Origin of the sequence: Paenibacillus macquariensis, from assembly GCF_900156375.1 — a bacterium.
GTDB lineage: Bacteria > Bacillota > Bacilli > Paenibacillales > Paenibacillaceae > Paenibacillus_AQ > Paenibacillus_AQ macquariensis.
Window position 1 is genome coordinate 116,953 of record NZ_FTNK01000012.1, and the last position, 21,894, is coordinate 138,846.

At 42.3% G+C, this 21,894-nt stretch carries 16 protein-coding genes; 6 read left to right on the plus strand and 10 right to left on the minus strand.

The annotated features are described in order from the left end of the window. Positions 1–123 precede the first annotated feature (123 nt). Both BW961_RS19905 and BW961_RS19910 read right to left on the minus strand, forming a co-directional pair. Entirely contained in the window at positions 124–1,098 is a 975-nt protein-coding gene (locus BW961_RS19905; protein ID WP_082867499.1) for an ABC transporter permease, read from the minus strand. A gap of 11 nt (positions 1,099–1,109) precedes the next feature. Further along, complete coding sequence (locus BW961_RS19910; protein ID WP_212568136.1) at positions 1,110–2,594, minus strand: sugar ABC transporter ATP-binding protein; 1,485 nt, start codon at positions 2,592–2,594, stop codon at positions 1,110–1,112. 257 nt (positions 2,595–2,851) lie between these two features. Here BW961_RS19910 and BW961_RS19915 point away from each other — a divergent pair, with 257 nt between their 5' ends. Beyond that, positions 2,852–3,655 (plus strand): helix-turn-helix transcriptional regulator, encoded by an 804-nt coding sequence (locus BW961_RS19915; RefSeq protein ID WP_068586352.1) that lies wholly within the window; start codon positions 2,852–2,854, stop codon positions 3,653–3,655. A 159-nt stretch (positions 3,656–3,814) separates the two neighbouring features. Here the strand turns inward: BW961_RS19915 and BW961_RS19920 are convergent, their stop codons facing one another. Further along, complete coding sequence (locus BW961_RS19920) at positions 3,815–6,184, minus strand: AraC family transcriptional regulator (RefSeq protein ID WP_068586350.1); 2,370 nt, start codon at positions 6,182–6,184, stop codon at positions 3,815–3,817. 219 nt (positions 6,185–6,403) lie between these two features. Here BW961_RS19920 and BW961_RS19925 point away from each other — a divergent pair, with 219 nt between their 5' ends. From BW961_RS19925 to BW961_RS19940, 4 genes are all read left to right on the plus strand, one after another. Then, positions 6,404–7,375 carry an ABC transporter permease gene (locus BW961_RS19925; protein ID WP_068586347.1) on the plus strand — a complete coding sequence of 324 codons (972 nt, stop codon included), beginning with the start codon at positions 6,404–6,406 and terminating at the stop codon, positions 7,373–7,375. A 103-nt stretch (positions 7,376–7,478) separates the two neighbouring features. Beyond that, positions 7,479–8,366: a carbohydrate ABC transporter permease gene (locus BW961_RS19930; RefSeq protein WP_068586344.1), complete on the plus strand. Its 888-nt coding sequence runs from the start codon at positions 7,479–7,481 to the stop codon at positions 8,364–8,366. Positions 8,367–8,418: 52 nt separating this feature from the next. Further along, positions 8,419–10,005 (plus strand): ABC transporter substrate-binding protein, encoded by a 1,587-nt coding sequence (locus tag BW961_RS19935; protein ID WP_068586340.1) that lies wholly within the window; start codon positions 8,419–8,421, stop codon positions 10,003–10,005. Between the two features lie 164 nt (positions 10,006–10,169). After that, on the plus strand, positions 10,170–13,145 hold the full coding sequence (locus tag BW961_RS19940) for a glycoside hydrolase family 2 TIM barrel-domain containing protein (protein ID WP_082867498.1): 2,976 nt from the start codon (positions 10,170–10,172) through the stop codon (positions 13,143–13,145). Between the two features lie 134 nt (positions 13,146–13,279). Here BW961_RS19940 and BW961_RS19945 read toward each other — a convergent pair whose 3' ends face one another. From BW961_RS19945 to BW961_RS19955, 3 genes are read right to left on the minus strand one after another with little or no spacing between them, the layout of a single operon-like run. Continuing rightward, entirely contained in the window at positions 13,280–13,528 is a 249-nt protein-coding gene (locus BW961_RS19945; RefSeq protein ID WP_068586335.1) for an HPr family phosphocarrier protein, read from the minus strand. 31 nt (positions 13,529–13,559) lie between these two features. Then, entirely contained in the window at positions 13,560–14,897 is a 1,338-nt protein-coding gene (locus BW961_RS19950) for an MFS transporter (RefSeq protein ID WP_068586333.1), read from the minus strand. A gap of 22 nt (positions 14,898–14,919) precedes the next feature. Beyond that, positions 14,920–17,193, minus strand: a complete 2,274-nt coding sequence (locus tag BW961_RS19955; protein ID WP_068586328.1) for a glycoside hydrolase family 3 C-terminal domain-containing protein — start codon at positions 17,191–17,193, stop codon at positions 14,920–14,922. 122 nt (positions 17,194–17,315) lie between these two features. On the opposite strand from BW961_RS19955, the gene BW961_RS19960 reads away from it, so the two are divergent. Next, positions 17,316–18,548, plus strand: coding sequence for a helix-turn-helix domain-containing protein (locus BW961_RS19960; protein WP_068586325.1), 1,233 nt, complete (start codon positions 17,316–17,318; stop codon positions 18,546–18,548). A gap of 567 nt (positions 18,549–19,115) precedes the next feature. Here BW961_RS19960 and BW961_RS19965 read toward each other — a convergent pair. From BW961_RS19965 to BW961_RS31290, 4 genes are all read right to left on the minus strand, one after another. Then, positions 19,116–19,844, minus strand: a complete 729-nt coding sequence (locus BW961_RS19965) for an N-acetylmuramoyl-L-alanine amidase family protein (RefSeq protein WP_082867510.1) — start codon at positions 19,842–19,844, stop codon at positions 19,116–19,118. A gap of 222 nt (positions 19,845–20,066) precedes the next feature. After that, positions 20,067–21,224: an acyltransferase family protein gene (locus BW961_RS19970; RefSeq protein WP_068586322.1), complete on the minus strand. Its 1,158-nt coding sequence runs from the start codon at positions 21,222–21,224 to the stop codon at positions 20,067–20,069. 2 nt (positions 21,225–21,226) lie between these two features. Then, a complete protein-coding gene (locus BW961_RS19975; RefSeq protein WP_244556006.1) occupies positions 21,227–21,712 on the minus strand; it encodes a GDSL-type esterase/lipase family protein in 486 nt (161 codons plus the stop codon). A 29-nt stretch (positions 21,713–21,741) separates the two neighbouring features. Beyond that, entirely contained in the window at positions 21,742–21,894 is a 153-nt protein-coding gene (locus BW961_RS31290) for a hypothetical protein (RefSeq protein ID WP_244556007.1), read from the minus strand.

Sequence of the window (21,894 nt, forward strand, 5' to 3'; positions counted from 1 at the left end):
TGGAACAATTAACTAAATTGGGGCAAAACTACATAATCTTGCGGAGGCGATTGCTCGATCTCTAAGTCGGGGGACAAACAAAAAAACAGCCGCTCAACCGAGCAACTGCCTCCCTAACAAAAATTAGCCTTTACGGCTTTTTCGATACAATATAACCAGAACTAGAATCCCCTTTAGAATTCCTTGAAGATATGGAGATACATTTTGCAAATTCATATAGTTACTGATCATCGTTAGCATAAGGACGCCGCAGACCGTACCGAGAATCGAACCTTTACCACCCTTAAGATTGGATCCACCAATTACAATGGCAGACATCACATCCAGCTCATAAAAGATACCAGAGGTGCTGGTAGAAATGGAATTGAGCCGTGAAGTCTCGAATACCGCTCCCATCCCTGCAGCTGTACCGCTGATAGCAAAAGCCGTAATGACAATCCATCGGGTCGGTGCTCCACTTAAGGAAGCTGCCATCGGATTTTGACCGAGCGCATAGATATAACGACCGAGCAACGTTTTAGTAAGAATAATATGAGCGGATACCGCTACCACAATCAGTGGAAATACAAGGTTAGGAATACCCCAAGTTGAGCCGTGACCAAGCTCTGTATACCGGATATAATTTCCGTTTAAGGCACCGCCAGAGCCGTACCACAGCGCAAGCGAACGAAAGATAAACATGGCAGCTATCGTCGTAATGAATGATGGCACACGTCCATAAGCGATAATGAAGCCATTCAGAAAGCCGACTATGCACCCGGTAACAACACCGAGAATCATGGATAAGAATATGTCAGTACCAAACACATTTTGACTGGCCATAATCACAGTACCAGAAATGACAAGGACAGAGCCAACAGATAGATCGAACATACCAAGTAATACGACAAAATGAACGCCTAGCGCAATAATGCCGATCATCGATGCTTGTCTCACAATATTGACCATATTTTCCCAAGTGAAGAAGTAATGGCTAGTCATTGATGCAATAACGAATATGATAAGCATAGAAGCCAACGATTTGTAGTTTGCCAGCCACTTGATTGCATGAATACGCTCCAAATGGGTTAATTGCATCCTCCGCTTATTGATAAGCATATCCTTTCCCCCTAGCTTTGTAATCCCGAGGCTGCGCTCAGTATTCGCTCCTCTGTCGCAAATTCATGAAGGATCTGGTCAACGATACGACCCTCATGCATGACAAGAATTCGGGTGCACAGGCCAATTAATTCCGATAAGTCGGAGGAAATTACAATCATGCCCTTGCCCTCCTGAACAAGCTCATGGATGACGACATACAGTTCACTCTTCGCTCCGATATCAATCCCACATGTCGGTTCATTCAAAATATAGAGATCGCTATCTGCTACCAGCCATCTGCCAAACATCACTTTCTGCTGATTACCTCCGCTCAAAAATTTAATTTCCTGCTCAGGATCAATCATTTTAATATCCAATTGAAGGACGGCGTCTAGTGCTTTGCTCTGTTCCTTCTGTTCGTTAATAAATTGCCATTTATTCAGCCTTCGCAAACCGGATATCGTCAGATTACGAGAAACGGGCATATCCGAGAACATACCTGCCTTGGCACGATCCCTATCCACCAATCCAAACCGATGATGGATAGCTTGTCTTGGGCTTCTAAATTCAACCTTTTCATTCCGCCAGTAAATGGAGCCTTCATCCGTTCGTACTCGACCAAATAAAGCATTGGCAAGCTCTGAGCCTCCTGAATCGGCAAGTCCTGCAAATCCTAAGATCTCACCTTCGTGGAGGGTAAAATCGATATCCGTAAACTGATTTCTCTTGCCTAGTCCAACCACCCGCATTAATTCCTCACCTACTTCGATAGGAACTGGAGGGAAATAATGTGACAGCTCTTTCCCCACTATATAGGTAATAATTTCCTTCTCGTTAAAACCCTTCGCCTCGCGAGTAATGACATGCTGACCGTCACGCAAAATCGTAACTCGATCGCAAATACCCTGCACCTCTTTTAACCGATGTGTGATATAAATAATGCCTACACCTTCGGACTTGAACGTCTCTATCATTCGAAATAATCGATCACATTCCTGTTCCGTCAAGCTCGCCGTAGGTTCATCCATAATCATAATTCTGCATTGCCGGGAAATTGCTTTCGCAATGGCAACGGTTTGCTGCTCACTGATCGATAAATCCCGAACAAGCGTGGTAGGATGAAAGGAATAGCCCAACTGCTTCAAGATTTTTTTCGCTTCACGCTTCATTTTACTGTAATGGGTGAATAGGCCAAATAGCTTCGGCTCCCGCCCCAAGAAGATATTTTCAGCTATCGTCATATTCGGTACTAGAGCAGTCTCTTGATAAATCGTAGAGATTCCGAGCCTCTGCGCCTCTAGTGTCGATGGTATTCGGACGAGGTTACCATCCAAATAGATTTCACCATTGTCTGGTTCCTCTACCCCGGATATTAACTTCACTAGCGTTGATTTCCCGGCTCCATTCTGTCCTAGAATGGCATGCACCTCACCTTGCTTAAGGTCGAAATTCACATGATCCAACACCGTCACACCAAAATAAGATTTGGTCAAATTGTTCAATTGCAAGAGCAAGGCCTTCACCACCTCAGTGAATTTCCAGTATCAGTACATATCCCCGTTCACCAGACCTTACTGATTTCATACACAAAGTCTAGAGGAACAAGTAGACAAAATAAATTAACTATCTTGTGATAAATGATCAGTTTCTTGCTAGTCGAATTATTTCGACTTGATTTCATGGTAGATTTTAGAAATAATGATAACATGAATTTGTTGTAAGCGCTGTATATTTTACACTCCCTTAGAGACGGAAGGTGATTTCTGTAAACATGTCCAACCCGGCCATTTTATTAGAGACGCCACGTCTCGTCTCTGTTTCATATCTGCAGGATTTGATTACCAGTGATAATAGCCCCAGAGAAAATATCTTCACGGAGTTACTTCTGATTCAAGGTGGACGAGGAGAAATTCATTTTGACAATCAGGTAGTATCCGTCAGGGAAGGGGACCTAATGGTCTGCAACCCTGGAGTCAAGCTCCTCACACGCTCTTCCGACGATTACCCTCTTAAAGGCATTCGTATTCTAATAGGTAATATTAAGCTTCATGAAATGCCGCCAGATATTTTAATAGATGCATCGAAGAATCCGATTCTCCATCTTCAGAAAAACTATGATATCCTTTCACGTTATTTCACAAATGTGCTTCTGGAAAATACAGATCTTAAGCTAGGCAGCCAGGACTTAATCTCCTTCATGCTCCAAAGCATAATCATTCACATTATACGAATCGCTAATCAGCCGAAGGAAACCGCCAACATATCCACAATCTCTCGGAATGCAAGAGATTATATCCAAGAGAATTACGCACAGGATCTTTCGCTTAGCATGCTAGCATCATTTGTTTTTGTAAGTCCCTATCATCTCGCTCATATCTTCAAAGAAGAGATTGGTATGTCTCCCATTCAATACATGATTAAATGCCGGATAGATGAAGCGAAACGTATGCTGGCTCAAACCGACCTTTCAGTTAGAGAAATCGCTCAACATATCGGATATCCAAATGCAAATTATTTTAATATTTTATTCAAAAAAATAACTGGGGAATCACCAGGCAAGTTCCGAAAGTACTAATGATTTCCTTGATAGGTTTGGAGCCTATCCTCCATCTCCAACACAATGCGGTTTTTTTGCCCTCCCCTCCCATAAATCTCTAATATCTTTGGAATAAATCAGTTGAAAAAGTAAAAAAATCCTCTTCCCCAGTGAAGGAGAAGAGGACTAAACACATATTTAATCATCATCATTCGAATCCTGTCCCAACTGTAGCCTGTATTCGCTGAGAGACTTACCAAAATGCTTCTTGAATCGAGTGTAAAAATAATTATTTCTTTCAAGACCAACCATCTCTATAATCGCTGACAAAGGCAGCTGGGAATTGTGCATATTATCATCAAGCTTTTGCATGCGAAAATCAAAGATGTATTGTGCAATCGACTGACCGTTTGACGTTTTAAACAATCGACCTACATAATTCGGAGACATACGCAACTTTTCAGCAATTGAACTTAAACATAAGCCAGTATTGGAATATTCCTGTTCTACAATTCCGATAATGCGCTGAATTAAATAATCGTTACTGTTTGACGTGTTTTTAAACAACATTACCTTACTGCAGAGCTTTGTCAAAAAGGTATTCATAACATCATCGATATCTGTGTTCACTTCTGCATCATGCAGATTGTGCAACAGATCCTGCAGGAATAGATCTTGATTATCCTTTATGGCAGGCATTTTGCTAAATACACCGGAGTAAATACAATAAATCAAATGTATAATGCACGATATGATTTCATTATAAGAACATGTATACAACTTGTTATTGATAGATTGATATATGACAATAGCACCTTCAATATCTCCTTCAAGTACTTTTTCGATTAACTGTTCTTCCTTCTTCACAGGTACATGGAAATCATCCATATTGATTTCATCCATCATATAAGGAGAAATAATGCATCCATGTCCATACCGAATCTTGAGTTGAATTGAACCCTTCAAATTGTTATACATGCTAGGCAAATGTTCCATTCCCTTAAACAAGGTGCTGTACGTCATAGATAAAGATATATGAATAAATTGTTGCGTTTTAACTTGTACTTCGCGTAAATATTCCTCTATTTTTTCCTGCACTAACTTAAATTGCGTTACTTCTGCACAATCAACTAACACTACAAATTTATCAGAATCACAACTGAATATTTCACATGGAATTTCCTCCGCTACTTCTGCTGCAATATTCACAATGGCATAACGCAATGCCAACCGCTCTTCTTGACTATTTCCTGACATAAATACACTGTAATTATCTATTTTGAACAGACACATACACAGCTGATTTGAGACGATATAATTCAAGTCCAGATCATGAAGCTTGTTCAGAATGGTATTCATCGAATACGTTGATCTTTCATTTAACAGAGAATTCAGTAAATCTTGTTTAACAGCATAGCCGGTTTCGCGCATGATTGTATCAAGTTGTAAATTTTGCTCCTTCATCGATTCAAATACCGAAAGAATAACTTGAAATTCTGCTGTGTCAGACACGAGTGGATCGCTTTTTTCAGGAGCTTCCCCATTTATGAATTTCGTAATGGCTTGAATAGGATTGTTCAGTCTGCGTGCCAAGAATAGGCAAATGACCGCGCAAACAATAAATACAGCTACTCCGATCCCCCCCGACACGATTGATTCGGTGATTACATCCTTGAAAATTTTTTTGACGGGTGTAACGCCCATGATGTACCAGTTATTTGCATTACTTTTACTGCTCGAAACAAGATAACTGATTCCGCCAATTTTTTGCACCTGATTCACGATACCGTCCAGTTCCTGCGCTTTCCGGCCTAATGTCCGAACTTCACTCATGTCATGGGCAAAATCCGGTGAGAGGGCCATGCTTAAAATAGAACCGTTGGAGTCAACCACTAAAAAAGATGTGTCAGGAACTGAATCACTACTGTTAATCGCTCGGATAGATTTAGTAAGCGCTTCCGTTCGGATGTTGACAACGATAGCATTTTTTAAACCAGACGCCGTCGTCCCTGGTTCAAATAATATATATGAACACACATTTGCCGATTGTGTCGCTTCATCAACAGATGCCACAATGGGGCGACCAAGATAATCGGCCACAAAATTTTTGTCAGTTAATATCTTTGCAATATCCTGATCTGAAAATGCAGATGCCGATCGTCTTTCTCCGCTTCGTGAGGAATAAAACAAATCCATCCCCGCATTGTAAAGATACACACTGTCGATATCTTGCAGTGTCAGAAAGTGATTGTCTATGACCCTACTTGCCCAAAGTTCCACAAACTCATCCGTTTCCTTCAAATTTAAAAATTCGATGATGTACTTGTCACTGTACAGTGCATTGCCTAATTTTTTTGCGGTCTCGTCAAGATAGGTAATACTATAATTAGACTGGGCAATCAGTTTTTCATTATATCGGCTAATCAATGAATTCGTATTGTGCAAATAAGTAAACGTCAAAGAACTCGTAAGTAAAACAGTGACGATGATCGAGATAATCAAAAAAGAGAAAAAAGATTTGCGAAGAAAGCTCGTACTGCCTTTCCTTGTTTTATTTGAAAGCTTCATTGCGACCCCCTAGGTTTTCTATGTATTATTTTGATAATTATATAATGATAAATTAATTATACCTCAATGATTTATAACACTTTGTAGAAATTGTTATTTTTTAGAGATGCACAGTGTTGAAAAACAAATATAACAACATATTTATTTGTTGTCCCCCCCCCCACTCTTAGCTACAGTGATAGCAGACATACAAATGATGAAAAGAAAGGGGGTGAAACAATGAAGACGATTACAAATGCAATTCCGAATCGTAAGGTTAAGCCTCGCAAGAGATTGCGTAGCGCACGCCGTCAAATGCCTTTCTATTTATTGATGGCACCAGGATTAATTTTAATTGCGATCTTATCTTACTTTCCGATGGTCGGCGTTATCATTGCCTTCAAAGATTACAATGCACGCGATGGTATTTTCGGAAGTCCATGGAAGGACCCGCTATTCAAAAACTTTGAGTTTTTCTTCAAATCAGACATAGCTAAAAGTGTTACCTTCAATACACTTTTTTACAATTTAATACAAGTAGTTTCCGTTACGCTTTGCGCATTGGCACTAGCTATTTTATTAAATGAAGTAAAAAACAAATTTGTATCTGCTACCTATAAGGGATCGATTTTGCTACCGACCTTCCTCTCATGGATTGTCATCCAGTTCATTCTCTTCAGCCTGTTGAGTGTTGACCGTGGTATTGTCAACAGTGTGATTACAGATAACGGCGGAGAGGCCATTTACTGGTACAGTGAGCCTTCTTACTGGCGATACATCTTACCGATAGCTTATCTATGGAAGAACGTCGGTTACTTTTCAGTGCTGTATGTGGCGGCGATTGCCGGGATTAACACCGACTACTATGAAGCTGCGCAACTGGACGGTGCATCGAAGTGGCAACGTGTTAAACATATTACATTGCCGCTTTTGCAACCGACCATCATTGTTCTTTCACTGCTGTGGGTTGGGAAATTGTTCAACGGCGGTTTGGGTGACTGGAACGGATTCTACACGCTTCCAAATGATGCGGGTGCTCTTTACTCAACAACAGACGTTATCGACACACTTGTATTCCGCTCTCTGAAAAAAGTCAATGACTACGGCATGTCGTCGGCAATTGGTTTATATCAAGCGGTAGTTGGTTTCTTCCTAGTGTTGATCTCGAATTACATCATTAAAAAGAGGGATCCCGATAGCTCACTATTTTAACGATCCGAAAGGATGAAAATTGCACTTTCTGATCGGTCTGCAGAAACGGAATGCTGTCTTTGAAAAAAAGACTTAAAGCCGTTTCAAATTGGGAGGTAACTACATGCTTTATAGAAAACTACATTTTTCAAAATTAGTGATTCATCTTATGTTCATTGCCATGAGTCTAGCATGCATACTTCCGCTGCTGTTAGTTGTATCCATATCATTTACGGACGAACGATCGCTGATGCTCGATGGATATCGCCTCTGGCCCAAAGAGTTCAGTTTGAATGCTTACAAGTATGTATTTAATGGAGCAGGCTCTATTCTGAATGCATATGCGGTTACGGTCTTTGTGACAGTTGTTGGCACACTTTTACATTTGCTGTTTACTTCCATGCTGGCGTATTCACTGACACGGCCTGAAGTAACTCATCGCAAGGCGCTCTCATTCTTTGTGTATCTTCCGGTTCTGTTTAACGGTGGTCTTGTTCCTTCGTATATTTTGATGACGCGAATTTTACATCTGAAGGATACCATCTGGGTGCTGATTGTCGTCGGTCTGGTGTCGGCGGTAAACATACTGATTATGAAAAATTTCTTCCGTACGATTCCAGAGTCATTAATTGAGTCAGCGCGTATCGATGGCTCGGGTGAAATCCATACTTTTTTCCGGATTGTACTTCCGCTTTCTAAACCATCGTTGGCAACCATCGGTTTGTTTGTATCCATTGGCTACTGGAATGATTGGATGACCGCATCATTGTACATTGAATCACAAAAACTGCGCCCCCTACAATATCTGCTGCAATCTTTGATGAACAACATTGGATATTTGCAGTCGAACTCACAAGCTTCACGGTCAATGGAGGCTGCAATTGGAATGCTACCTAGTGAAGGCGCGCGCATGGCAACTTGCGTACTCGCCATCGGCCCTATTATTTTGCTGTATCCATTACTGCAAAAGTACTTTGAAAAAGGCTTGACAATAGGTGCTGTAAAAGAGTAATTTTACCGGGTAACACACCCGGAGAATTAAATAAATATCAGGGGGAACTACTATGAAAAAATTATCTTTGACTCTGTTGTCCGCAACGATGCTGTTTAGCATACTGCTGAGTGGATGCGGACCGAAAGACGCAAGCTCTACTAACGATCCTGCTCCAACTAAAGCTCCGGCTCCAGCTCCGGCTGATGAGAAGTTGGTTGATCTCAACTTCTACATGATGAACAGCCCTGTCAATGATTTTGACCGTGTCATGAAGAAAGCGAACGAAATCATTGCCAAAGACATTCACGCAAAACTGAATCTGATTCTGGTAGACAGCAGTACATATGCTGACAAAATGAATCTGATGATCAATTCCGGCGATGACTGGGATCTAGGATTCACAGCTAGTTGGGGTGGCATTAACTTCCTTGAAAACGCTACCAAAGGGGCTTATGCTGACCTAACGGACCTTCTACCTAAATATGCGCCTGAAACTTATTCCCGTATCCCTGCAGGCCTATGGGATGGCGTTAAAGTTAAAGACCGTATCTATGGAGTCGTTAACTATCAGCAGTGGGGCACTTCCAAGCGCAACGGCTTTAATTTCCGCAAAGACCTTGCAGAAGAATCGGGCTTTAACTGGGAGGCTATAAAAGGCAAACCAACCATAGAAGCACTTGAAATGATTGGACCTTTCCTTGGCGATGCGCTCAAAAAACATCCTGAAATGATCGGTTTTGAAACCAGCTCTCCTTACAGCTTGTTTGCAAATGACCCGCTCTACTGGAATATGGAATCCGTAGGTGATCAGACCCTTCCTGGCTGGATTAACCTTGATAACCCAGACAAAGTCATCAACCAGTATGAAACAGAAGATTTTGCGAAATTCACTAAAATTATGCGCGATTGGTTCATCAAAGGTTATGTTCGCAAGGATGGTGCAACTGTAAAAGATACGTCTCCTGACCGTAAAGCGGCTAAATTTGTCGCTGAGAAAACTTACGGTTGGCCGGACAGTATCGACGTTCCTGGGCAAAACCTCGCCATGTCAATGAGCTCAAAGGATAAAGCCCCTGCTGTCTCCGTATCCACTACTCGTACGATGATACCGGCAGGTGCTGGTGCCAATTCGGCAATTTCAATTAATTCCGAATCGAAGAACATTGAAAAATCGTTGGAACTTATCGAGCTGCTTAACACCAACGATGACCTTTACAAACTCATCACGCTCGGTGAAGAAGGCGTTGACTACAACTTTAATGAAAAAGGCGCGTATACACAGATTGAAGGCAAATACAGTTTCAACTGGAACGAATGGCAGATCGGTCAATCTTATAGCCCAACTTTCAACCGTTCTATATATGACAAGAACAAAGATGGCGAGACCTCAAAAGAGCTCCAAAAACTTGTCTATGAAACGGACAAAACAGCAGAAATCTCACCAGTAACGGGCTTCGTGTTCGATTCGACACCTGTAAAAACTCAGTTAGCAAACTGCACCGCAGTTACAACCGAAATGGTTCCGGCACTCAGCTCCGGTTCTGTAGATCCTGAGAAAGTATTGCCAGAATTCCTCAAGCGCCTGAAAGCTGCTGGCGTGGATGACATCATCAAAGAAAAGCAGGCTCAATATGACGCCTGGAGAGCAAGCAAATAATTTCGCACTCCTCTATGAAATCCGGTGTATTGCTTTATATAATACACCGGATTTCTATTTTCATATACGAATAAAGTAAGGAAACCGCTATGCGCTATTTAAAACAATCATTATACTTTTTCACGCCTGTCACTTTATAAATCAAACGGTAAGGGAGAATTATTATGAATTACAATTATCACCAAGATTTGAATATCGTTCGCATGAACACGATGCCAGACCGTTCTTATTACATACCTTGTTCACCCGGCGATGACACCTCTTCCAAAGAATACAATGAACGTGTATTGCTCTTAAACGGAAGCTGGCAGTTTGCGTACTTTCCTTCCTTTTCCGAAGCTTCTCTGGAAAGTACTCCGGACAACGTCCTCCCGGTTCCATCCAACTGGCAAATGTATGGATACGACAACCACCAGTATGTCAACATAGATTATCCAATTCCGTTCAACCCTCCCTTTGTACCCAAAGAAAATCCGTGCGGTGTTTATAAGCGGACCTTCTCGGTAGAGCTTACGGAGAAAACGCGATTTTATTTGAATTTTGAAGGTGTGGATTCCTGTCATTATGTATTTCTCAACGGTGTATTTGTAGGATACAGTCAGGTATCACATTCTACGGCGGAATATGATATTACCTCATTCTTACAAGATGGAGAGAATCAAATTGCTGTCGCGGTTCTGAAATGGTGTGATGGAACTTATCTGGAAGCGCAGGATAAATTCCGCATGTCGGGTATTTTCCGAGATGTTTATGTATTGAGACGCCCGCAACAACATGTACGCCATTATGTTGTGCAACCGTCTATACAACAAGAAAGTGCCACGGTATCATTCAAGTTTGATGATTTCGGCACGGCGCTTGTTAAATCCGTCAAAGTCCTGGACGCCGAGGGCAGGGCCGTGGCACAGGGCGAAACATGCGACGACACGCTTAGCCTGACTATAGAAAATCCAGTGCATTGGAATGCCGAGCAGCCGTATTTATATCAGATGGTTCTTGATACCTTACAGGAGCGAATTGTAGACACAATCGGAATTCGCACGATAGCTACTCGAGGTAACGTGTTGCTTGTCAACGAGCAACCTATCAAGCTAAAAGGCGTGAACCGCCATGATAGCTACCCCGATACCGGTTATGTAGCTTCGCGCGAGCAAATGGTAATGGATTTGCAGTTGATGAAGCAGCATAACATCAACGCCATTCGCACTTCGCATTATCCGAATGCGCCGGAATTCTATCATCTGTGTGACGAATTCGGCTTTTATGTCATTGATGAAGGTGATATGGAATCACATGGCGCATGGTCGAGCCATGGTTTACGCGATAATGACTGGTATGCGCTTGTCCATCACGATCAGCAGTTTCAAACGGCTATTGTGGACCGTGTGCAGCGTCTAGTCACTCGTGACATCAACCGCCCTTGTGTTGTAATCTGGTCACTTGGCAACGAGAGTGGATTAGGTATCAATACGATAGCTGCTGTTGATGCTGTGCGGAAGCTAGACAGCTCACGTCTGCTTCATTATGAATCCAAGAACTTTATGCCTGAGGATGAGGGAAAATTCAATTTTGATATTATGGATGTTGAAAGCTATATGTACCCTGATCTTGAATATACAGAAAAGCTGGCTCAGGAAAACAAAAAGCCATTGATTTTATGCGAGTTTGCCCATGCAATGGGCAATGGCCCTGGCAGTCTATCCGAATACTATGAGTTGTTCTATCGTTATGACGGTTTTGCCGGCGGCTTTGTGTGGGAATGGTGTGATCATGCCATTCTACAATATGATGCTAATGGTAACGCGCAGTATCTTTATGGTGGAGACTTTGGAGAAGTGCTGCACGATGGGAACTTCTGTGTAGACGGACTGGTTTATCCTGACCGAACGCCGCACACAGGGCTATTGGAGCTGAAAAACTGTGCCCGTCCTGTTCATGTTACAAGAGACGCTAACACTTTCTGGGCTGACAACAAACTGGACTTTGCAGACCTTTCCGATGCTCTTTCCATTGTCTGGACACTAGAACAGAACGGCACCAAAATAGCAGAAGGCAGCATTACCGATTTCAGTCTTGCTCCGCATTCGAAGGCACAATTGCCGATTTCACTGCCTTATATAGATGGTTCGCGTATCTATCTGAAATTTGAATATCTGCAAAAAGCAGCCCATCCGCTGATCCCGGTCGGAACATCTTTGGGATTTGATCAATTTGATCTTTCCACAGAAGATATGAATGTGTCCTTGCCTGAATCGCACTCTGCCGTAACGGCTGAGCAAACCAAAACCGGATGGCTAGTGTGTGGAGAAGCATTTTCCTATCATTTTAAAGCTAAACTCGGTACTTTTGATTCGTGTGTGATTAATGGGATCGAGTGTTTTGCCAGACCAGCTGAGTTTGATATTTACCGCGCCCCTACGGATAACGATATGGGTGAGGCTGGAATTGCCTCTTACGGTCAACATTCCTGGAACAGCCTTCGACTGGATGCAGCTCATGCTTATACTTACGAAACATCGGTAGAACAATCGAATACTTCTGTTACCATTACCTGCCCTCTATCACTTGTAGCAGATCGTGCTACTCCTTTCTGTAATATTCAAGCTGTTTATAAAGTGCATGGTAGCGGAGCCATAGAAGCGTCAATGCATGTATCAGTGCGTAAGGATCTGGATTATCTTCCGCGTTTTGGCATGCGCTATTTTCTAACCGAGGATTTTCAAAATTGCACCTATTTCGGATATGGGCCACAAGAGAGCTACAGCGATAAACACGCTGGATGTTATAAAAGTATGTTTCATGCAGCAGTGCCGGAGCTTTTTGAAAACTATATTTATCCGCAAGAGAACGGGTCGCACTATGGCACAGCAGAATGTACACTCTCGAATGCGAATACAACACTTAGGGCATACAGCACAAAACCTTTCAGCTTCTGCGCCTCGGAGTATACCCGAGAAGAACTGGCTGCCACAAAACATCATTTTGAACTTCAAAGAAGTGGCTGCACCGTCTGGAACATTGACTATGCGATGACAGGCGTCGGCTCTGGAAGCTGTGGTCCCTACACACTCGAGCAATATCGTTTAACTGAGAAGGAATTTGTGTTCGACTATACTTTTTTTCCTCAGAAGAAATCATAATATTATGTAACTGAGTTTACAAACCGCTAATGTTCGAACTTTGTTTCCAACATAAAAAGGCAATCTCGACCTTTTCTTACAGGTCAAGATTGCCTTTTAATTATATTTATTGTCAGGCACTGCAATACCCAATATTATTCGAATAACTTCCCAATTTCAATCGCTTGTTCTTCGTCCGAGCCATCCATGGTGAGGGTTAATATCGTTCCCTTTTTTGTCTCAAGCGCCATAAGCCCTAGAATGCTTTTGACATCCGAAATAATGTTGCGCTCTTCCCAGATGATACGAATTTCAGATGTGTAAGCAGCGGCTGCTTGACTAAGCTGCTTGGCGAAAAGTACTGGAAACCCATCCGTCAGCATCGTAATTTTCATTGCTTTCATGTTGATAACCCCCCTTCTTTTTTTGTGTAAACTACATGTTCTTCGCTTCTTCTAATTCTTTCACAATTTGCGGGAACTGCTTATCTAATTTATAGAAGTAGAGAATAACCACCATAAGCGCACTAATGATGATCGGCAAGTAAATGTACATGAAGAGGATCGAGGAACGCGCTGACTCGCTGATATGCTCTTGACCACCAACATAACCTCCGAATGCAAGCATCCAACCGACTATCGCTGCGCCGAGCCCGCTGCCTGCCTTAGAGCCGAAGCTGCCTGCGCTGTATACGAGACCTTCTGTACGCATGCCTGTTTTCCATTCTCCATATTCAACGGTGTCTGCCAGCATGGCGAACATCGTCGCTGCTAATGGCACGCCGCCAAGTGATTTGGTCACAGAAGCAATGATGACGATTGTGAGATTTGTAGGATCGATCATCGTAATCAAAGCTCCCACAATCGTGATAACTAACCCGATTATGGCAGAATTACGCTTACCGAACTTTTTAATAATCGGAGCAATAAGCAGCAGGCCAATTAACATCGGGATGAAAGAAATGATGCTGAGTACGGACATTAGATTAACATCTTCCAAAATATACTGTGCATAATAAATATTAACCGCAGTGTTAACGGACGACATAATGAAGCTTAACATCATGAAGGTGACTAGCAATGCCCAATATTTGTTGCGGAAGAGCGCCTTCAAAGATCGACGAAGCGGAACAACATTTTGGACAATAGAAGGCTTAACTCGCTCTTTCGTCGTGCGGAAAGTAATCAAGAACAGTACAGCTGCAAGTACACCATAAATCATGAAGGTCATCGTCCACCCGTGTTTGCCACCGCCGAACCCATTCACAATGGGAACTGTCAAGGTGGAGACAGCAACAGCGCCAAAGATAGCCATGACCATACGGAAAATGTTAAGTAAAGATCGCTCGTAAGGATCTTGTGTAATCAGTGAGTTCAACACACCGTAAGGAACGTTGGCACCTGAGTAAATAATATTGATGAGGAGATAGGTCACATAAGCGTAAATAAGCGAGCCAGTTGGACCTAAATCTGGAGCTGAGAACAGCAAGACACCGGAGATGCCGAATGGAATGGCTAGCCAAAGCAACCAGGGACGAGCCTTGCCATGCTTGCTTCTGGTTTTATCAACTAACACACCGACACCGATATCCACGAATGCATCGAAGAAACGGGCAATCAACAACAACGTACCCACGGCAGCAGCAGAGAAGCCTACGATATCGGTATAAAAGAAGGTCAGGAAAGTCGCAGCCGACGTCCAGATGAGATTACTTGCCATATCACCAACGCCATAGCCAAGCTTCTCTGAAAATTTGATTTTAGTCTGTTCCATAGTGGTGTCCTCACTTGTATGATTAGTTTTGTTCGTTCAATTGGATGAGTAGCTGTTCAACCATTCCATCTGTAAATCCGCCTTGGCTAAACGTAACTAAATTGCGAAGTGGCATGCCAGTCAGCGCGGCTTGCATCATTTTGGCGGTTTTCTCGTCTCCTTCTGCAATCCCCATGGAGGCTTGGAAGTTCTGTGTAAGTGCTTGCAGAATAGGTGCAGCAACGGGATTGGTCATAAGTTCACCTAGCAGAGAGTTGCGATCGTAGGTTTGGCGGAGAGAAACTGTAGAATTCACGAGAATCGTAGCTCCCAAAGCGATCGTACTAGATGATCCGCCGATCATAATTTCAAAACTCCCACTCTCGACATGCCAATCTTTCAAAGCAACGTTGTAATAAGCGAAGGCACGTTTATGAAGTGTAAAGGAAATGGTTGTATGTTCACCCGGCTTGAGCTCTACTTTGGCGAAATCCTTTAGCTCCTTGTCAGGTCTTACCACTGAACTTTCGATGTCTTTCACGTAAAGCTGAACGGTTTCCTTACCAGCGCGGCTGCCAGTGTTTGAGATCGTCACTTGTACATCCACGGTATCCGTATCAGATAGCTCAGTGCGGCTCATTGTAAGATTGGAATATTCGAATGTCGTATAGCTAAGCCCATGTCCGAATGGGAAAAGAGGCTCGATTTTTTTCGTATCATAATAGCGATATCCAACGAAAATGCCTTCTTTATATTCCACGCGATTGCCTTCGCCAGGGAAGTTAAGGAAAGATGGGTTATGCGCAAGCTTCATCGGGAATGTCTCAGCTAGCTTGCCGCTTGGATTGACTTCACCGAACAGTACATCAGCAATGGCACCTCCTACTGCTTGTCCACCCAAATAAGCTTCAACAATACTGCTCACAGAAGTGGCCCAAGGCATTTCTAGAGCGGCTCCGTTCATTAGAACGACAACGACCTTGCTCTGTACAGCCGCAATAGCTTCAATCAGCTGTTGTTGATTATACGGCAGTAGCAAGTGTGCTCGATCGGCGAGTTCAGTTTCAAAGCCATCGGGTAATCCTGCGAAAATCACGGTTACGTCAGCTACTTGGGCTGCCAGTATAGCTTCCTCCATCAAGCTGTTGTCCACGTCTTCTGAATCCAAAGTGTACCCAGGTGCATAGGTGATCAAATCTTCACTGGTTGCAAGTTGGTTAATTTCATCAAGGGGAATATCAACGCGCGTAGGAACAACAAAAGCGCTGCCACCACCTTGGAATTTGGGCTTCTGAGCAAGAGCACCGATGATCGCCACTTTGCTGCTTTTCTCCAAAGGGAGTACATTATCTGTATTTTTCAGAAGTACGATGCTTTCACTGGCTACCTTACGTGCCAGCTGATGGTGCTCGTCTTGATCAAATGTAGCATTTTCCTTCTTATTGTCTAAGTGCATGAAGACACGTTGCAGCATCCGTTCTACAGCGATATCTAGTACCTCTACGGACAACTTTTGATTCTTCACAGCATGAATGATTTTCTTCTCGCTGATATCACCGTTTCCAGGCATTTCAAGCTCAAGACCGCCAGCTAATGAATCTACGATTTGATCGACAGCGCCCCAGTCGGATACAACTAAGCCTTCATATCCCCACTCATTGCGCAATACATCGCCCAGTAAATGATCATTTTGTGAGGCGTAACTTCCGTTAATTTTGTTGTAAGCGGTCATTAGCGTCCAAGGCTGTCCTTTTTTAACCGCGCCTTCAAAGCTGGCCAAATAGATTTCGCGCAGTGTACGTTCGTCGATGACTGCATCATATGTCATACGGTGATATTCTTGATTATTCACTGCAAAATGCTTGAGTGAAGTACCGACACCTTGACTTTGCACGCCTTGGATATGACTTGCAGCAATTTCAGAAGATAAGTAAGGGTCTTCGGAAAAGTATTCAAAGTTGCGTCCACCGAGTGGAGAACGTTTAATGTTGGCACCAGGCCCTAGCAACACGGCGATATTTTCAGCTTGGCATACTTCACCAAGTGCAGTACCTACCTCACGAATCAATTCGCGGTTCCAAGTACTGGCTAGTCCCGCCGCGGTTGGAAAGCACGTGGAGGGAATGCCACTATTCATGTTAGCGCTTTCGGATGAAGCCGTTTGTTTGTGCAGGCCATTAGAGCCATTGGCCACCATAATAGACGGGATGCCCAATCTCTCCACCCCTTTTAAATGCCAGACATCCAACCCAGAACACATGCCCGCTTTTTCTTCCAAAGTCATTTGTGAAACAATATTCTTTATGTCACGATTCATTTTTAATCCCCCTTATTTTATTATGAAACGTTTTCATCTTGCTGCTAACTCATTATAGATGACCTAAAAGATAGAAATATGGTAAGATTATTCGAAAAAAAGTAAATTTCATAGGAGATATCATGGAAAATAATCCCCCCTTTTTAGCACAATTAATTCATGAAAGCTTGCAGCTACCTGTCTTTTGGATGAGTGAGGATGAACCAAGCGGACATGACTATTTAGAAACCAATGCTCAAATTCCATTTTCCGCCTTACAAAATCCTGAATACTTGCAGCAGTTAATTACCCGGACCTGGGATAAACCTTTTCCAATTATTCAGACCACTGAGTTTCAGGAACAGTTTATCGTACAGCCTGTGTATTCAGATGATAAGCGTATAGGTACAATCATCATAGGTCCGTCTATCGACAATGTTCCAACTGAAGAAACGATTAGAAATCTCATGAATGACAGTCAGATTCCTAGTAAGTTACATCCTATTTGGGCCGATCATTTAAGAAGTCTCCCCCTGATTTCAAAACATAGATTATTTCACATTGGAGTTATGACACATCGGGTTGTTAATCGAGAGACGCTAGAACTGACAGATGTTCTTGAGCATAATTTTAGGATCAAGCAACGTTTTTTGTCAGAGGAAGCTATCGAACTATCGATGTCGAATATGAAGGAGTTTTCTGGTCTTCACACGAGTCCAGAAGTTGAACAAATTTTATTACGGCATATTAAGAACGGTGATAAATCAGCGCTTAAAAAGATGTTCGTAATGGGTTCCATGGAGGACGCAGGCACGCTCTCCAAACGAAGTCATTTGAGAAGCCGAAAAAATATTGCCATATGCGCGATTGCAGTAGCCGTTCGAGCGGGTATGGAGGGCGGACTTTATACTGAACTTGCGTACCGATTAAGCGATACTTATATCCAACATATTGAGGATCTGATGGATGTTCGCTCAGTTGAAACCGCGATGATAGATGCATTCTTAGATATTGCGGATCGCGTGAGCGAAAACAGAAAAGGTAACGTATCTAAGCCGATCGCGCAGTGCCGAGAATACATTTTCAATCATTTGTATGAGGCGATTCCAATTTTAGAGCTTGCTCAACTGACTGGACTTACAGGTACGTATTTATCTTCCCTATTCAAAAAGGAAACGGGGCTCACGATCACCAACTTTATCCATCAAGAGAAGGTGGAGGAAGCTAAGAAGCTCCTGGATTTCACAAGTGAATCTGTCTCTACCATCGCTACTCGTTTGAACTATTACGACCAAACTCACTTCATTAAGTCGTTTAAAAAGCATGCCGGCGTCACTCCTAAGCAGTATCGTGATCGCAAGCGAGTGAAAAGTTAATTACAAAGAGTCGTATGAAGGAACTTCATGCATGACAAAGAACCTATGTCAGGGGACATAGGTTCTTTGTTCAAATGGCTGACGATGCTTACTCGGGTGAGGACTTTTAGCAGTAGATTCAAACGCCGTGCTCCTCCATTCAGGACGCTTGGTCATCCTCTACAAACAGCCTGCGTTTCCTTGCTGGAATCCGTATATTAACAGTAGTGCCCACGCCCTTCCGGCTAAATATAGACACACCGTATTCCTCTCCATATTGAAGTTGTACGCGCTGATGGATATTTCGTATGCCAAATCCGGTCTCGCTTTCGCTAGAAGCATTCAAAATCTCTGTAATACGTTACTGCCGCATACCCATGCCGTCGTCAATTACTCGGTAGAATTTTCCCCCACCTTATCATGGACAAGATCACTTTGACAGCCAGAAGTAATAACCAAACAAGCAAGGAAAATAAATAAGTTAAACTTTTTCATGTAAAGATCTCTATTCTATTACGTTTTTATATTTGTTGATAGATTGATTTGATTCAACCCAAAGATTGGATAAAATGAAAGTGAAATGCCCCTTCATTCTGGATTATTTTTGGATAGAGACCCTAAAAGATTCATTGAAAAATATCTTGTTTTTTTCGAATCCTCTTTGTATTCTTTAATCCCCTCTACAATCGAAGTAGCAACATTATCTTGAAAATCATCAGTCCACATTTGGAACTCGTCATGAGGATTAGTCAGATAACCTACTTCTATCAAAGCGGCTGGCATTTCTGTATCCTTTACGACAAACAGGTTTTGCTCCTTGATTCCTCTATCTCTATATCCGGTTGCCTCAACCACATGTTTCTGTATGATCTTAGCAAGGCGCCGGCTATTCTTGTGATAAAAATAAGTTTCCGTACCTGTAACGTCCGGATCGGTAACAGTATTACCGTGAATAGATAAAAATAAATCTGCATTCAGTTCATTGGCATATCTAGGTCTGTACCTGCTTTCTGAAGAAATAAAACTATCATCTGTTCTAGTCATAAATACTTGTATTCCAGGTTCCTGTTCCAAAAGTTTTTCCACCTTTTTTGACACACCTAAAGCAAAATCCTTTTCATATTGGCCACTAGCACCTGTCGCCCCGCCATCTGTACCGCCATGTCCTGGATCAATGACAACCTTAAAAGCTGTATTACGATCTTTTTCATTTTCATAATTTACGTTATTGTTTTCATCCCTGAAATCCCCACCATAAGCCAATAATATTAGAATTGAGAATAAAAGTAATGTAATTGACAGTATAGTTTTTTTCATGTTTCTACCTTCTTTCACAGCATTTTTGTACTGTTTAAAGGTTAATGGAGAGAGATAAAGATGCGATGAAGATGACATCGATATCATTTAAAGAATAATACAATGGGGTCTCCCCCCCCCTAAAGTGCGAAGTTTTTCCACCACAATTAATAATCCGTTCACCCAATACCGTGGTATAACGGCCATTGGACGAACGGATTTCAGATAACAAGCATCTCGTTATTATTTGTTAACGGTAGAACTTGTTGCATTTTTGGTAGGGCGGATCTTGCTCCACATGCTTCCTGCTGTTCCATAACGGATAGGTTGCTCGATAAATCGCCAGGAAATCGAAGCGAATAGGAGAGTCATACCAATTTGTATGAGAATGTGAACGATGGAATTTCCCCCTCCCGCCCCAGGGAAGAAAAAGACTAAGATAGGGTAATGCCATAGATAAATTGCATATGAACGAACACCAAACCAGCGCAGTAGCTTGCCGCCTAAAATTTTACTGATCCAGGTGGATGGGTGAATCGCTGCGGCTATTACTGTAGCTGCAACAATACATTGAAGGACCATTCCGCCGCGGTAGAGAAAAGCCGCATACTGATTGGTCTGCCATATCATCCAATATAGAATGGCAAAACCAATTGTCCCGATGATATCCAATGAAATACGCAGACATTTGTTATCAGCAATCTTCCCCTCAAACATTTGGCTAGGTAAATATACCGCAAGTAATGCGCCAATCAGCAAGGCAAACGCACGGGTGTCTGTCCCATAATAAACCCTGCTTGTGTCCATTAACCCCGGTTGATAGAGAAAAGCCATTACAAGTGCAGAAACCAATGCACCAATGAGGATGAACCCAATAAGAAGCCTGCGTTTGCGAACAAAACGGAGTCCCAGCAAGAGCAAAACTGGCCAAACCAGATAAAACTGCTCCTCGACAGCCAGAGACCAGTAATGTAATAGAGGTGTAGGTTGTCCAAAATTGGAAAAATAGCCAACATCGTTAAAAATGAACCACCAATTCGTAACGTAAAAAAGCGAAGCTAGCAAATCACCCCATAGGTCAGCCAATTGGGGAAAATTAAACAGAGCCATCCAGCAGACTACCACTATTAATACAAGGATTTGTCCTGGCAGCAAACGTCTGGCACGCTTGATCCAAAAATTACGCAAATTAATCCGTCCAGTATTCCCCCATTCCCTAATAAGTAGATCCGTAATTAGATATCCAGATAAGACAAAAAATATGGTTACGCCTAAAAATCCTCCAGAAGCCCATTCGAAATTGAGATGGTAGGCGATCACTGCAAATACAGCGAACGCTCTTATCCCATCTAACCCGGGCATATAACGGTTTTTCTTGGTTTCATTGATGATCGCTTTCATTTTTACTCCATCACTCCGTCAATGTTATCTGAAGAGTCAATATGCTCTTTAATATGGTCCAGGAAAAGAGGATAAAAGTTTTCCTCAAAATGTATCCCGTCCTTACTATACAGATTCTGCTGTTCTTCAAATATAGAGGATAAATCGATGTAATCAATCTTCTCTGTTACTGCCAATTTTTCAAGTCCCTCGTTATAATCCGGGATATTTTTATACCGTGGTTCTCTCTCCATTGCTTCTTTAGTCACTGGGGTAACCGATGTTACATGTATCTTTGCTTTCGGCATTTTTTCCTTTATCTTTTTTATCAATTTAGCGTAGTTTTCCAGGTAATCTTTCTTTGGATTATCTACAGGCATCAACAAGTCATCTGACCCCAACATGATATATACATGTTCAGGTTTTTTATTCGCAATTTTATCTACTTCTTCAATAGCGAATAGGGCTGTGGCACCTGCATTAGCAATAACATTGGAGTCCACTAACACATCAGATAAACCTAATAAAAGTGAATCTCCTAAAAAACGCTGTGATGATAAAAAGATTTATACGGGTCCTCCGCATCAACAGGACCTGTCTGGTTATCGCTCTGTTTGCTTCCGCTTCCGCAAGCTGCAGCAAATATTGCAATGACGCCAATAAACACACCTAAGAATAGTTTTTTTGTCAT

Bases quoted from the DNA above. Each gene is read 5' to 3' on its own strand.
- BW961_RS19930 (WP_068586344.1), top strand. From the start codon at position 7,479: ATGCTTTATAGAAAACTACATTTTTCAAAATTAGTGATTCATCTTATG.
- BW961_RS19950 (WP_068586333.1), bottom strand. From the start codon at position 14,897: ATGGAACAGACTAAAATCAAATTTTCAGAGAAGCTTGGCTATGGCGTT.
- BW961_RS19960 (WP_068586325.1), top strand. From the start codon at position 17,316: ATGGAAAATAATCCCCCCTTTTTAGCACAATTAATTCATGAAAGCTTG.
- BW961_RS19905 (WP_082867499.1), bottom strand. From the start codon at position 1,098: ATGCTTATCAATAAGCGGAGGATGCAATTAACCCATTTGGAGCGTATT.
- BW961_RS19915 (WP_068586352.1), top strand. From the start codon at position 2,852: ATGTCCAACCCGGCCATTTTATTAGAGACGCCACGTCTCGTCTCTGTT.
- BW961_RS19945 (WP_068586335.1), bottom strand. From the start codon at position 13,528: ATGAAAGCAATGAAAATTACGATGCTGACGGATGGGTTTCCAGTACTT.
- BW961_RS19955 (WP_068586328.1), bottom strand. From the start codon at position 17,193: ATGAATCGTGACATAAAGAATATTGTTTCACAAATGACTTTGGAAGAA.
- BW961_RS19925 (WP_068586347.1), top strand. From the start codon at position 6,404: ATGAAGACGATTACAAATGCAATTCCGAATCGTAAGGTTAAGCCTCGC.
- BW961_RS19970 (WP_068586322.1), bottom strand. From the start codon at position 21,224: ATGAAAGCGATCATCAATGAAACCAAGAAAAACCGTTATATGCCCGGG.
- BW961_RS31290 (WP_244556007.1), bottom strand. From the start codon at position 21,894: ATGACAAAAAAACTATTCTTAGGTGTGTTTATTGGCGTCATTGCAATA.
- BW961_RS19965 (WP_082867510.1), bottom strand. From the start codon at position 19,844: ATGAAAAAAACTATACTGTCAATTACATTACTTTTATTCTCAATTCTA.
- BW961_RS19940 (WP_082867498.1), top strand. From the start codon at position 10,170: ATGAATTACAATTATCACCAAGATTTGAATATCGTTCGCATGAACACG.
- BW961_RS19920 (WP_068586350.1), bottom strand. From the start codon at position 6,184: ATGAAGCTTTCAAATAAAACAAGGAAAGGCAGTACGAGCTTTCTTCGC.
- BW961_RS19935 (WP_068586340.1), top strand. From the start codon at position 8,419: ATGAAAAAATTATCTTTGACTCTGTTGTCCGCAACGATGCTGTTTAGC.